This window comes from Methylobacterium sp. C1 (genome assembly GCF_001854385.1).
In the GTDB taxonomy this organism is placed as follows: Bacteria; Pseudomonadota; Alphaproteobacteria; order Rhizobiales; family Beijerinckiaceae; genus Methylobacterium; species Methylobacterium radiotolerans.
In genome coordinates, this window is sequence record NZ_CP017640.1 from 5,829,663 (window position 1) to 5,841,778 (window position 12,116).

The 12,116-nt window shown below is 66.7% G+C and carries 14 protein-coding genes and 1 pseudogene; 12 read left to right on the plus strand and 3 right to left on the minus strand.

Annotation, left to right across the window (positions count from 1 at the left end; translation table 11 throughout):
- Window positions 1-4 precede the first annotated feature (4 nt).
- The 5 genes and pseudogenes from BKE41_RS31380 to BKE41_RS26820 form a co-directional block, all read left to right on the plus strand.
- Complete coding sequence (locus tag BKE41_RS31380; protein ID WP_159392804.1) at window positions 5-700, plus strand: hypothetical protein; 696 nt, start codon at window positions 5-7, stop codon at window positions 698-700.
- Complete coding sequence (locus tag BKE41_RS26810) at window positions 697-2,937, plus strand: hypothetical protein (RefSeq protein WP_159392805.1); 2,241 nt, start codon at window positions 697-699, stop codon at window positions 2,935-2,937. Before BKE41_RS31380 ends, BKE41_RS26810 begins: the two co-directional genes overlap by 4 nt.
- Window positions 2,938-2,944: 7 nt before the next feature.
- Window positions 2,945-4,018: an ATP-binding protein gene (locus BKE41_RS30645; RefSeq protein ID WP_083374457.1), complete on the plus strand. Its 1,074-nt coding sequence runs from the start codon at window positions 2,945-2,947 to the stop codon at window positions 4,016-4,018.
- A gap of 2 nt (window positions 4,019-4,020) precedes the next feature.
- Window positions 4,021-5,946 carry a TniQ family protein gene (locus BKE41_RS30650; RefSeq protein WP_083374458.1) on the plus strand — a complete coding sequence of 642 codons (1,926 nt, stop codon included), beginning with the start codon at window positions 4,021-4,023 and terminating at the stop codon, window positions 5,944-5,946.
- 215 nt (window positions 5,947-6,161) lie between these two features.
- Window positions 6,162-6,575, plus strand: a pseudogene (locus BKE41_RS26820) (phage major capsid protein); the annotation flags it as partial.
- A gap of 49 nt (window positions 6,576-6,624) precedes the next feature.
- Here the strand turns inward: BKE41_RS26820 and dps are convergent.
- The 3 genes from dps to BKE41_RS26835 form a co-directional block, all read right to left on the minus strand.
- On the minus strand, window positions 6,625-7,170 hold the full coding sequence (dps, locus tag BKE41_RS26825) for a DNA starvation/stationary phase protection protein Dps (RefSeq protein ID WP_012321876.1): 546 nt from the start codon (window positions 7,168-7,170) through the stop codon (window positions 6,625-6,627).
- Window positions 7,171-7,291: 121 nt separating this feature from the next.
- The gene (locus BKE41_RS26830) at window positions 7,292-8,203 is read right to left on the minus strand and encodes a trypsin-like serine protease (protein ID WP_012321877.1); all 912 of its coding nucleotides are present in this window, start codon (window positions 8,201-8,203) and stop codon (window positions 7,292-7,294) included.
- Between the two features lie 149 nt (window positions 8,204-8,352).
- Window positions 8,353-9,126 carry a trypsin-like serine protease gene (locus tag BKE41_RS26835; RefSeq protein WP_024828359.1) on the minus strand — a complete coding sequence of 258 codons (774 nt, stop codon included), beginning with the start codon at window positions 9,124-9,126 and terminating at the stop codon, window positions 8,353-8,355.
- Window positions 9,127-9,151: 25 nt separating this feature from the next.
- Here BKE41_RS26835 and BKE41_RS26840 point away from each other — a divergent pair, with 25 nt between their 5' ends.
- From BKE41_RS26840 to BKE41_RS26865, 7 genes are read left to right on the plus strand one after another with little or no spacing between them, the layout of a single operon-like run.
- Window positions 9,152-9,715: a phiE125 gp8 family protein gene (locus BKE41_RS26840; RefSeq protein WP_029361546.1), complete on the plus strand. Its 564-nt coding sequence runs from the start codon at window positions 9,152-9,154 to the stop codon at window positions 9,713-9,715.
- A 23-nt stretch (window positions 9,716-9,738) separates the two neighbouring features.
- Entirely contained in the window at window positions 9,739-10,092 is a 354-nt protein-coding gene (locus BKE41_RS26845; protein WP_012321880.1) for a head-tail adaptor protein, read from the plus strand.
- A complete protein-coding gene (locus BKE41_RS26850; protein ID WP_012321881.1) occupies window positions 10,089-10,517 on the plus strand; it encodes a DUF3168 domain-containing protein in 429 nt (142 codons plus the stop codon). Before BKE41_RS26845 ends, BKE41_RS26850 begins: the two co-directional genes overlap by 4 nt.
- Before the next feature lie 11 nt (window positions 10,518-10,528).
- Window positions 10,529-10,939: a phage major tail protein, TP901-1 family gene (locus tag BKE41_RS26855; RefSeq protein ID WP_012321882.1), complete on the plus strand. Its 411-nt coding sequence runs from the start codon at window positions 10,529-10,531 to the stop codon at window positions 10,937-10,939.
- Window positions 10,940-10,944: 5 nt separating this feature from the next.
- Complete coding sequence (locus BKE41_RS26860) at window positions 10,945-11,292, plus strand: gene transfer agent family protein (protein WP_053622351.1); 348 nt, start codon at window positions 10,945-10,947, stop codon at window positions 11,290-11,292.
- A gap of 59 nt (window positions 11,293-11,351) precedes the next feature.
- Window positions 11,352-11,510: a phage tail assembly chaperone gene (locus BKE41_RS30655; protein ID WP_076730264.1), complete on the plus strand. Its 159-nt coding sequence runs from the start codon at window positions 11,352-11,354 to the stop codon at window positions 11,508-11,510.
- Between the two features lie 9 nt (window positions 11,511-11,519).
- Window positions 11,520-12,098, plus strand: coding sequence for a phage tail tape measure protein (locus BKE41_RS26865; RefSeq protein ID WP_071000406.1), 579 nt, complete (start codon window positions 11,520-11,522; stop codon window positions 12,096-12,098).
- Window positions 12,099-12,116: the final 18 nt, after the last annotated feature.

Consider the following 12,116-nt stretch of genomic DNA (forward strand, 5'->3'; position numbering starts at 1 on the left):
CGTCATGAAATCCGAACACTACAACACGAGGTGGACGTCGCCGCCTTACCGATATCCGGACGAAAGCCTCGCTACCCGCATGCCGAGTTTACGCTCGGCGGCGTCCGCTCGCGGCTCTCTCGTTGGACCTGATTGGCGCGAATACGTTTTCGAGGCCGATCTCGAAGCCAAGGCCATGAAATTCTACTTCGCACAATCGGATTTCGTCAGTCTCATCGAGCAGCCCGAATTCGTGAGCTACGTGAATTCCAATGGTATAGAGAAGAGGCACACATTCGATTTGCTCGTCACAATGAAAAGCGCCGAAAAATGCTTCGTACAGGTAAAACCGGAATTGTTCATTTCCGAAACTTTCATTGCGGAAATGAGTCTGATCGCATCCCAAAATGGCCATCGCGCCGATTGGGTTGAGATTTTCACCGATCGAAATCCGCACCCGAATGAGATCTACAACGCCGAGCTGGTGATGTCGGTACGTCGCGACCCACCCAGCACTCTCGACGGACGCATTCTCGAGCTCTTGGCCGACACGCTCGGAGCAGTGCGTATCTCGTGGATCGTCGGCACGTTCGCCGATGGAGCTGCCTTTCGTGCAGTCGTCCGCCTGATCGATGCCGGGATTCTGAAGTTGGTCGTGCCTGGCCGCATAACTCCCCAATCTTTGGTCAAACATGCACCGGAATGGAGTGACGGGCGATGAGCCTTCTCGGCACAATCTTGAGAATTGAATTGCATGATAAAATTGAGATCTGTGGCCGTGGCTACGTTCTGGTGGAAACGACAGCTAGCGGGTACATTCTCGCTCGCGACGACGCCAAACTGAGAGCGGAGGCATTCACCTACGAGGAAATATGGAATTATCATCTGGCTGGTAGACTGGAAATCAAGCGTGGATCTTTCAGTAGGGCAACCGCGGCCTTGAAACTTTTGTCGGGGGTCGATTCGTTGGATCAGCTCCCCGAGAAAGAGAGAGCATTTTGCCTACATGCGGCCAGTTGTTGCGACGAATTTCTTCGGCTCCACAATGAAGACCCGGACACGTATTGCCGGACACGCCCAGGCTACGAAAGGGCGGCACGCGTCATTGGGGCGCTCAAATACTCCGAGGCGATGGAGCGGCCGCATCAGGCGTCGCGGAGTAAGAGGGCTGCCCCGGCGATCGACGCCGCGAAGGAGCGTCGGGCTCGTGCCGGCGATCCTGTGACAGTGCTTCGGGCCGCGAGCGGCCGCAATCTTGAGCGCTGGGTGCCGACCTATGAAGCGCATAATCTTCATCCATTGGCGCTGCGGAAGCAACATTTTCGATGTGGTCGTAGCGAATCTCCTCTCCAAGCGGAAATATTGGCTATACTGGCAAGAACGGCGGCATCATATCTTGATGAGCGCCGCCCGAGTGTGCCTAAGCTCCACAGGGATATGAAGGCTGAGATCGAGAAAGACAACATCAAGCGCGCGGAGAACGGTGAACCACTCCTCATCGTTCCGTCGGACAAGGCGCTGACAAGCACGATCAAAAGGAAATACACGCCGTTTCAGATCGAGGCGGCTCGGAAAAGCATTCGGTCGGCCGAGCGTCGATTCGGAGTTGTTTCCAGCGGGGTAGACGCGGACTGGCCAGGGGCTCGAGTCGAGATAGACGAGTCGAAGCTGCCGATCATGACTCTACTCAAGTCGGCGGGGATTTGGGAATCGCTTGGCGACTTGAAGCAAGAGCTGCTCAGGAGTGTGCAACGACTTTGGATAGTTTCTGCGATCGATGTCGCGACCGGTGTCATTCTAGGCTTCGTCCTCACCAGAAATCCAGGTGCGGACGCCCTTCTTTCCGTTCTGTCTCTCGCTACACGCGACAAGTCGGCGATCGTTCGCGGCACCGGTGCGCGCTCCAGGTGGGATATGGCCTGTGGTGCGGATACGATTGCAACGGATGCCGGCGCCGCAGTCACGAGCGATGACGTTCGGGGCGCCATCATTGGAATGGGTAGCAAGAATCTGATCGGCCCAGTCGGGCAGCCGCAGTTGCGCGGTACGAAGGAGCGCTTCTTCGGCGTCGTGAACACCGATCTACTCGCTGGATACACCGGTCAGACATTCTCGAATCCCGTAGTGCGCGGCGACTACGACAGTGAAGCCCGCGCTTCGATCGACGGAGACGATCTCGCTCTCGACATCGCAAGGTGGCTGGTCGACGTCCATCACCTCACGCCTTCGCCGGCCATGAGGGGTGAAACACCAATCGATCGCTGGCGGCGACTTGCAAGTACGAGAGGGATCGTCCCGCCGCTGAACTCGAACCAGCGCAGGGTCTTGTTTGGCATACGAGTCTTTCGCAAGCCCGGACCACGGGGTGTCGTCGTTCTCGGGAACCACTACCAGTCGACTGACATCCAGCAATACATTCGAGACACGAGCGATATTCCGGCTGAGGGATTGGAGATTTCAGTCGATCAGCATGATCTCGGCGCCGTGAGCGTCCGTCTCGGGCGGGATTGGTACGAATTGCCCGCGATGGACGAGACGCTCGACGGCATACCGCTCACGCTTCATGTCGAGGCGATGCGACAGATGCGCGTGCGTTTCGGCGACCAGGCGGAAGTTCATGCCCACGTGGTCCACGAGGCCCGGCTCGCCATCAGGCAGCGAAGTGAGGACGCGATTGCAAAGGCAGCGCTCGGTCCGACCAGGCCGACGGAGGCAACTGTCAATCGAGCCGAAGGCTCAATTTCGATTGCAATCACGGCGCGCGAGTACTCGACCAGTCGTGCATCTGACCAAACGGACAAGATGCCGCTTCGCTTCCGGACTGCACGGTCCGAACAGAGCGTCCCGACTGCGTCCTCCTCGGAGTTGGCCAAGTTCTCGGCGTCGCCCTCAACTGAGCGGGACGAGTCGTCGAGCGATCAGCAGCCGTCGCAGCCCTACTGGTCGGTCAGGGAGTGATTGAACGATGTCTCGACTCCGTGAAATACAGCTTGAAACTCCCGTCTACCACGAGACCTGTCTGGGGATACTAAAGCTTCTCTCGGAGACGGCGTTGGCCCGCAAAAACATAGCATTGTCGAGAGCCGCCTGGGATGCATATTGCCGACGGTTCGAGGCTGTCGAGGAGGCCCGGAAGGCGCCGTGGGAAGCCTTCTCCGACAAGGTCATGGAAGACCTGACGGCGCCAAGCCTGTTCTGCGTCGGCCAGCCGGGGGCAGGAAAGACCTATGCGATCAAAATGGCAATTCGGTCGTATCCCGACCTCTTTCCAGGATACGGCGAGCGCTTTTCCGACTGTCCGATTGTGACGTTCAATGCGAATTCTCAAGGAACCCATAGATCGCTCGGCGAGCACATCCTGGAAGAGGCGGGACTAAATCCACGCACAAGTCTCGTGAATACGAAGGTCTGGAATATGGTGATACGCAACTGGGAGGCCTCAGGGCGCTACATCATACATATCGATGACAGCTATCGGATTGGAAGGTCTGCTTCCAAATCCGAATTCGTTGGTATTCGCGACAAGTTCGCAGAGATACAGGATTGGAAGGGGTGCCCGTTCGGTCTGCTGATATCGAGTACTCCGGAGATCGCGCCTCTGTTTGAAACCGAAGGGGGCATGTTTCGCCGACTGAACGCGACCGTTCATTTCAAACCCATGTCGGACGTCGAGCTGACCACTTCCATCCGGCCCCTCATCGCAAGGTACGCGGCTGTCTACGGCCTCAAGATAGACCTACCGGAAGATGCGGAGTTCGTGTTTCGACACGGTCATGCTTGCAATCGCGCATTCGGTAGGTCGGTCGAAATCATCATGGACGCCGTCAATCTGGCGCTCACTTCGCAGGATCGGACTATTCGCGTCGCGTCATTCGCGGATGCTCTTCATCGCAGATATGCGTGGCCGGCCTTGGCCAATCCCTATCTCGCAACGCAGTGGTGGAAGATCGATGTCCAGAAGCTTCTCGGCAACGCGCTTGAGGCCACGACGGAGGTAGGTGTGGCAGCCGACCGCCAGAAAGGTTCGAGGAGAAGCTGACTATGCCGTTCTCGCGGATCTATCGCTCGTTGGAACTGGGAGAGGGCGAATCCGCCCACTCCTTCGTTTCCCGTCTCGCCGTGAGGTCGGGCTGTTCGAACGCCATGGAATTCTGTGCGGCGCATGGCGCCTTGTTCGGTCACGTCTTAGTGGGGCGAGACGACACGATCCGCTCGTTGTCGGAGGCCGCTGACGTCGACCACATGCATCTCCTCGCGAACAGTTTCCGCAAAGGCGAAGATGGGTTCACTCTCGGCGGGGTGCCGCTGCCGAAGAGCGCGCTGTCGAGGTCGGAAATCCGCGCCTGCGCCATGTGCCTCGCGAACGACGCCCGAGGCGCCCGAAATCCAGCCACCGCTGCGTTCGGAAGGGGTTGGTGGCACGTGGCGTCGCTCAGGACCTGCCCCGAGCATGGCCTCGCCCTGGCGACGCTGACACATGCCACCGAGAAGACGCGCTCCCATGATCTGGCAAGGCGGTACGAGCCGTTCCTCTCGCGCCTCGACAGGCTCGCCTTCGGTCTCGCTGCCCGTAAATGCTCGAGGCTCGAGGACTATCTCCGCCTACGGCTTCGGGCCCGCGATACGGGCGATCCCTTCCTGGACGGTCTGCCCCTGCACGTCGTCGCAAAGACCTCTGAGGCGATTGGATACTTGGAAACGATCGGACAGGAAGTGCCCTGGTGTTCGGTCGACAGCGACGGATGGTGGCGCGCGGGAGGCGTCGGATTTTCAGTCCTCGCGGGCGGCCCCGATGCCTTCGAGCAGTGGATCAAACAACGACGCGGATCTCCCGGCCGGGCGTCGCACAGTCCCGATCTGGGCGCCTTCTATCGATGGCTCACGCATGCCGGGCCGGCCTTCGATCCTATTCGGGATATCGCGGCGGAGCAGGTCTTCTCGACCACGGCCCTGCCGGCGGGAACTGTGGTGTTTGGCAGGGCTCTGCCAGACCGGCGCTTCTGGAGTGTGACGTCGGCGGCGAATAAATTCGGGCTTACCCAGGGGACAGTTTCACGTCTTCTCACGGAAGCTGGCGTGATCCCGAACGACTTGGACGCACCTTTTGAAGCCACCTTGTTTGCAGCAAACGAGCAGAACGATTTGATTCTCCGCAAGGCAGCAAACAGCGTAAATCTCGCAAAGCTTCAGCAGACCCTTGGCCTCACTCGCAAGGAAGCTTTGTCACTCGTCGGCGCCGAAATGATATCCCCGATCGTGAGTCAGCGAAACAATGGTGCTTTTCGCTTTTGGAACAATGATATCGTCGATTTCTCGCAGCGTATGATTTCATCTGCGACGGAAGTAGAGGAATTCCCAAAAAATTTTTATGCCGTTGGCTTGAGACACGCCGCGCGCTATTTTTCGATGACATTTGCCGATTTGGCTTCGGAAATCTTAAGTGGCCACCTGCCGGCGTTTCGGTTGCGTGGAGTCGATACGATTCCCGAGATCCATGTCGATTTAGACTCGGTCATGAAACTTCGTGCGAATTCATCAGGTTTCAGTTTCAATTTTGCCGCAAAATATTTTGGGATTGGCTGTCAATCTCTAGATGCGTTGATAAGCAGTGGGCATCTGATAGCAGTAAGATCACCTCCTGTAAGAGGGAAATATCGTCTCATAGATGCATCCAGTATAATTTTATTTGAAAAGAATTACATTATCGTATCATCTTTGGCTCGGAAAATTGGCGTCCAAACCAACGCTCTCCATGCTGCGTTGCGCCGACGAGGCGTGCAAAGTACGTTCGTGACAGGAGGATATTATCGACGGCTTATGAACACGGGGAGGAAAAATCCGGCTAGAGGATGCCATTTGTATAAAATTGACGATTTAAAATCAATCGCAGGAAGTATGGTGGTGCTGAAGCAGGGAAAGAAGGTGCAGAGTCAGGAGGAACTACAATCTAACACCATCATATTCTAGCAATTAAATCCCGACCATTACGGACCCGCGCCTAGGCGCGGGTTTTTTTCCATCTGTGGTCTCCCCGAGGCTGTGATAGGCGAAAAGAAAACCCGTTGCTACCCAGACTTTCGGTGGTGGCACTCCCAAACTTCAGGGGAAAAAGTCGATCGCTCAAAAAATTCTCTAACAAAAACAACTCATTAGCGCATGCTTCGGCCGAACTTACCTTCTTTTCACACCCGTCGGCCAGCCCGGGGGACGTGCTGTTCGACCTGATCTACGGGCTGCGCGCGGCCTACCGGCAGAATGCCGGCTTCGTCATGAACCGGCGCACCCAGAGCGCGATCCGCAAGTTCAAGGACTCGGAGGGCAACTATCTCTGGCAGCCGCCGCTCGCCGCCGGCCGGGCCGCGACGCTGGTCGGCTTCCCGGTCACCGAGGCCGAGGCGATGCCGGATCTCGCCAAGGACAGCCTGTCGGTGGCCTTCGGCGATTTCCGCCGGGGCTACCTCGTGGTCGACCGGACCGGGATGCGGGTGCTGCGCGACCCGTACTCGGCCAAGCCCTACGTGCTGTTCTACACCACCAGGCGCGTCGGCGGCGGGGTGCAGGACTTCGACGCGCTCAAGCTCCTGAAGTTCTCCTGAGCGCCCACGGCAAGGCGGGCCGCGGCGTGGCCGCGGCCCGCGTCGGCGGTCAGCGGCCCGCGTTGCCGTCGCGCAGGGTGCCGGTCGGCTCCTGCACGTGCGCCTCGAGGAACCAGAGGTGCTTGTCGACCGCCCGCGAGATCTCGGTGAACAGGTCGGCGGTGTCGGGATCGCCGGCCTCGTCGGTCTCGTCGATGTTCTGCCGCACCGCGTTGGCGTAGGCGGCGTAGCTGTCGATCAGCGCGGCGATGTGGTCGGCGATGGCGTAGATGCCGGTCGGGTAGGCCGGCAGCTTGGTGCGCTCGGCGACCGCCTGGGTCGAGCCGAAGGCCGTGGCGCCGAGCTGGACCGCGCGCTCCGCGACGCTGTCGTTCAGCTCGTCGAGCTGGGTGCGGAACCCGTCGAGCATCTCGTGGACGCCGATGAATTGGGGGCCCTTGAGGTTCCAGTGGGCCTGCTTGATCGCCAGGGCCAGATCGATGCCGTCCGCGAGCCGCGCGTTGAGCGCCTCGATCGAGACCTTCTTGGCGTTCGAGTCGGTGTTGTTGCGGGTCTTGTGCGTCCGCGGGGTGTTGCTGGTGCCGGTGTCGGCCATGCTCTCGCTCCGTGAGCCGGTAAGGTTCGGATGCGAAAAGTGCCGATCGGCCCCCAGGTTCCCGCAGGCGCGAAGGATCCGCGGGAGGGCGGCGGCTTTGCCGCGGCGGGGCCGGGCCGTTCTAGCGCCGGCGGCCCGGGCGGGCCATCCAGTCGGACCGGTTGCCGCGGGGCGCGGTCTCGCCGACCTGGATGCGCGACAGCTCCGCCGAGCGCGCGGCGATCCAGCCGGCATGCTCGGCGACCGGCGTCACGGCGGTGAAGCCCCCGCAGGCGGTCCGGCGCGCGCCCTGCTGCAGGGCGCCGCTCGACCAGCTCACCACGCCGACGATCCGGTAGCCGCCGGGGCCGCCGGTCAGGATCGGGCCGCCGGAATCGCCCAGGCAGGCGCCGGCGCCCGAGGTCTCCGCCATGCGCCGCCGATCGGTCACGACGGTCACCCGGTTGGCGACCTGGAGCGAGCCGATCGACACGAGGTGGGCGAGCCGCAGGATCCGCGCCGAGTTCCGCCGATTCTCGGCCACCACACCGAAGCCCGCGATGTCCACGGGCTGCCCGTCGGTGATCGAGGCCGCGCCCCGGGGATCGAGGGGCACGAAATCGGTGCCGAGGGGCTGCTCGAGCTTGAGCAGCGCCAGGTCGACGCCGGGCTGGTCCTCGGGGGTCGTCCCGGGCACGAAGTCCGGGTGCATGGAGGCGGTGATCACCGCGGTCCGGTGCTGGCGGAAGTTCCGGTCGACGCTGATCACCGTGTAGCCGGCCGGCCGCATCACGCAGTGGGCCGCGCTGAGCACGAGGTCCGGGGCGATCAGCGTCCCCGAGCAGATCTCGCCCTCGGTGCTCTCGATCCGCACCACGAAGCTGCGCGCCCCGTTCGGGTCCCGCGTCGTCGTGCCGTTGATCACCGCCGCCGCGGGCGTGGGCAGCAGGCCGCCGAGGGCGCCGAGCAGCGACAGGCCCAGGATCCCGCCCCACAGGCCGCCGCGCAGGCTGCGCTCGCGGGGGCCGGCCTTTCGGATCGGGCGAGGGGACATCGGGAACTCCGGGCGCGCGCGGGCGCGGGTGGGGGACGCCGGAGGCGGCGCCGAGACGGCCTAGGGCACGGCACCCTAGAGGAAGCGAGCCTAGAGCAAGGCAATAGCCCGGCCAAGCTGAGGTTCCCTGCGCGCACCGCGCCGCGACGCTACTGCGCCCAGCGCGCCGTCCGGTTCCAGCCGTCGAGCACGCGGTCGATCCAGCCCCGCTGCGGCCCCACCAGGACGCCCTGGGTCAGGCCGCCGCAGGCGCCGCCGATCCAGGCCGACACGGCCAGCACCGCCCCGTCCGGTCCCGCGATCGGGCCGCCGGAATCGCCCTGGCAGGCGCCGCCGCCCGCGCCCTTGAGCCAGACCAGGATGCGGCTCGGCCCGTAGGGCTCGATCACCGGCAGGCCGAGGCTGCGATAGGTGCCGGTGGAGCGCGGGTCGCCGGGCCTGGCCGCGCCGTAGCCCGCCAGGGTCAGGGTCTCGCCCGCCCGCGCCGGGGCGGCGCTCAGGGTCACGGGCGCGAAGCGCGCGGGCAGCGGCGTCGCGGTGCGCAGCAGCGCGAGGTCGACGGAGCGCCGCCGGGCCGCGGCCGCGCCGGCATCGTAGCCCGGATGGAGCGCCTGCGCGGCGACGTCGACGAGCACGGGCGCCCCGGCGGCGTCGCGGAAATGGACGCGGTGCTCCCGCGCGTCGGCGAGGCAGTGGCCGGCGGTCAGCACCGTGTCGGGGGCGAGCACCACGCCGGTGCAGACGCCGCCCCTCGACGACAGGACCATCACGGCCCCGCCGGCCGGCGCCTCGGTGCCGCCGACGATCGCCCGCGCCGGGACGGCCGCGAGAGCCAGGATCGCCGTCAGCATCGCCGCCAGGATCGCCGTCAGGGCCGTCGCCGGCGCGGCGCGGGCCGCGGGGCGGCGCTTCGAGATCGTCATCGGACCACCTGCAGAGAGACGCGCGATGATCCCGTTACGCATCGCCGCCGCCGCCGTCGAGCCGGTGGGCGTGCCCGACCTGCGCGCCTACCTGCGCGTCGACTCCGACGCGGGCGCCGACGAGGACGGCCTGCTCCAGGCCCTGATCGCGGCGGCGCGCGCGAGCCTGGAGGTCGAGACCCGGCGGATCCTGGTCCCGGGGCGGTACCGGATCGCCCTGTCCGCCTGGCCGCCCGACGGGCAGGTGCCGCTGCCCCTGAGCCCGCTGGTCGCGGTCCTCCGCGCCGGCCTCGCGGATCCGTCCGGAGGCGTCACCGACCTCGACGCCGGGCTGGTGCGCCTCGGCCCCGACCCGGACGGGGCGCCGTCCCTGCGGGTCGACCCGTCCGCGCCGGATCCCGCCGGCCGCACCATCCTGATCGAGGTCGCGGCCGGGTACGGCGGCGACGGGCCCCCGCTCCCCGAGCCCCTGCGCCTCGCGGTCCTGCGCCTCGCGGCCGCCCGCTACGAGCATCGCGGCGACGAGCCCGACGCCGCCCGCACCGACACCGCCGCCCTCGCCGCGCCGTTCCGGCGCCTGCGGCTGTGATCCTCGCACCCGGAGCTGCCCCGATGGCGATCTCGCCCCAACGCCCAGCCCTCGGCGCGCGGCGCCGCCGCTTCGTGCTCGAGCGGCCCCTGGAAGAGCCGGACGGGTTCGGGGGCGTGCTGCGCCGCTACGTGGCCGGCCCGGTCCTGTGGGGCGCCATGGCCCCGGCGGGGCTCGCCGACCGCCCGGCCGGCGGCCGCACCGACACGCGGCCCGCCTACCGCGTCACCCTGCGGAGCCGGGCCGCGCTCGACCCGACCATGCGCCTCGCCGCCGGGCCGCGCCGCTTCGCGATCCGCGCCGTCGCCGAGCCCGACGCGCGGGGCCGCGACCTGGTCTGTCACGTCGAGGAACTGCCCGGTGAGGGCCGGTCGTGAGCGATCCGGGCCCGCTCCTGGCGCTCCGCGCCGGCCTGATCGCCCGCTTCGCCGCCGACGCCGCCCTGGCCGCCCTCCTGGGCGGCCGGGTCCGGCTCTACGATGAGCCGCCGCGGGGCACGCTCCCGGTCTACGCGCTGTTCGGCGAGTCCGAGATCACCGACGCGTCCGTCGACGGCGCCGAGCGCCACCGGCACAGCCACGCGATCGCGGTGATCGCTCAGGCAGGCTCGGTGCGCACCGCCCTCGACGCCGCGGCGCGGATGGCGGCGCTGCTCGCGGACGGGGCGACGCCCCTCGTCCTGCCGCTGGCTGGCTGCCGGCTCGTCACCCTCCGGGTGCGGGCCGTCCGCGCCCACCGCGACGCCCGGACCGGCGAGGCGCGGGCGACCCTGACGGTCGAGGCCGTCACCGAGAACCTGTGAGGAGGGTGCCGATGGGCGCGCAGAAGGGCAAGGACCTGCTGATCCGGGCCGGCGACGGCGCGGGCGGCTTCGCGGCGGTGGCGGGCCTGCGCAGCCGCCAGATCACCCTCAACGCCGAGACCGTCGACGTCACCAACGCCGATTCCGCCGGGCGCTGGCGCGAGCTGCTCGCCGGGGCCGGGGTGCGGCGGGCCGCGATCGCCGGCTCCGGCGTGTTCCGCGACCAGGCCTCGGACGCGCGCCTGCGGCTGCTGTTCTTCGAGGGCGCGGTCGAGGCGTTCCAGATCGTGATCCCGGCCTTCGGGATCCTGGAGGGTCCGTTCCAGATCGCGAGCCTGGAGTACCGGGGCGACCATGCCGGCGAGGTCACCTTCGACATGAGCCTCGAATCCGGCGGCGCGCTCGCCTTCGCGGCGGTCTGAGCGCCGTGGCCAACCGGATCCGCGGCGAGGTGCCGCTCACCCTCGGCGGGCGGCGCTACACCCTCTGCCTCACCCTCGGGGCGCTCGCCGAGCTGGAGGCCGCGCTCCAGGCCGGCGACCTCGCGGGCCTCGCCGCGCGCTTCGCGGGCGGGCGCGTCTCGGCCCGCGACCTGATCGCCCTCCTGGGCGTCGCCCTGCGGGGCGGCGGCCACGACCTCGACGACGCGGCGGTGGCGCGGCTGCCGCTGGCGGGCGGGCTCGACGCCGTCTCGGTCGCCCTGGGCGACGTCCTGGCGGCCGCCTTCGGGGAAGCGCCGGGCGGGGAGGCGCCGGGCCCGGCAAACCCTCCCTAGGGCCGGGCGCGGACAAGCCGCCGCGTCCGGCCCCGGACCGCTTCCCCTGGGACGACGCCCTGGCCCTCGGCCTCGGCGCGCTGGGCTGGCGACCCCGCGACTTCTGGTCGGCGACGCCGCGCGAGTTCGCCGCCGCGCTCGGCCGGCGCGCGGGCCCGGAACCTCTGACCCGGGCCGCCTTCGCGCGGCTCCTCGCCGCCCATCCCGACCCACCGTGAGGCGCCGCCATGGCTGAGACCGACGCGCAGACCGACCCGCAGGCCGACGACCGCATCCGGCAGCTCGAGACCCTGGACCGGCTGGCGCAGAGTTTCGGCCGCAGCCTCGACACGGCGCTGACCCGGGGGGCCGCGTCCGGCCGCAGCCTCGACGGCGTGCTCGGCACGATCGGGGCGCGCCTCGCGGGCGTGGCGGCGCGGGCGGCGGCCGGGCCGATCCAGTCGGGCCTCACGGGCCTGGTCGGCGCGATGCTGGGCTCCGGCGCGGAGACGGGCTTCGCCCGGGGCGGCGTGTTCCGGGGCGGCCGCGTCCAGCCCTTCGCCGCCGGGGGCGTCGTGGCCGCCCCGACCTACTTCCCGATGGCGGGCGGTGCCGGCCTCATGGGCGAGGCCGGCCCGGAGGCGATCCTGCCCCTCGGCCGCGGGCCGGACGGGCGCCTCGGCGTCGCCGCGGGCGGCGCCCCGACGCGGCCGGTCTCCGTGACGGTCAACATCGCGACCCCCGATCCGGGGGCCTTCCGCCGCTCGGAGGCGCAGGTGACCGCGAGCCTCGCCCGGGCGGTGGCGCGCGGCCAGCGGGCGACGTGACGGCGGCCGGCACGGCCG

Coding starts and splice junctions, on each gene's coding strand:
- BKE41_RS31380 (WP_159392804.1), top strand. CDS start 5: ATGAAATCCGAACACTACAACACGAGGTGGACGTCGCCGCCTTACCGA.
- BKE41_RS26810 (WP_159392805.1), top strand. CDS start 697: ATGAGCCTTCTCGGCACAATCTTGAGAATTGAATTGCATGATAAAATT.
- BKE41_RS30645 (WP_083374457.1), top strand. CDS start 2,945: ATGTCTCGACTCCGTGAAATACAGCTTGAAACTCCCGTCTACCACGAG.
- BKE41_RS30650 (WP_083374458.1), top strand. CDS start 4,021: ATGCCGTTCTCGCGGATCTATCGCTCGTTGGAACTGGGAGAGGGCGAA.
- dps (WP_012321876.1), bottom strand. CDS start 7,170: ATGGCCGACACCGGCACCAGCAACACCCCGCGGACGCACAAGACCCGC.
- BKE41_RS26830 (WP_012321877.1), bottom strand. CDS start 8,203: ATGTCCCCTCGCCCGATCCGAAAGGCCGGCCCCCGCGAGCGCAGCCTG.
- BKE41_RS26835 (WP_024828359.1), bottom strand. CDS start 9,126: ATGACGATCTCGAAGCGCCGCCCCGCGGCCCGCGCCGCGCCGGCGACG.
- BKE41_RS26840 (WP_029361546.1), top strand. CDS start 9,152: ATGATCCCGTTACGCATCGCCGCCGCCGCCGTCGAGCCGGTGGGCGTG.
- BKE41_RS26845 (WP_012321880.1), top strand. CDS start 9,739: ATGGCGATCTCGCCCCAACGCCCAGCCCTCGGCGCGCGGCGCCGCCGC.
- BKE41_RS26855 (WP_012321882.1), top strand. CDS start 10,529: ATGGGCGCGCAGAAGGGCAAGGACCTGCTGATCCGGGCCGGCGACGGC.
- BKE41_RS26865 (WP_071000406.1), top strand. CDS start 11,520: ATGGCTGAGACCGACGCGCAGACCGACCCGCAGGCCGACGACCGCATC.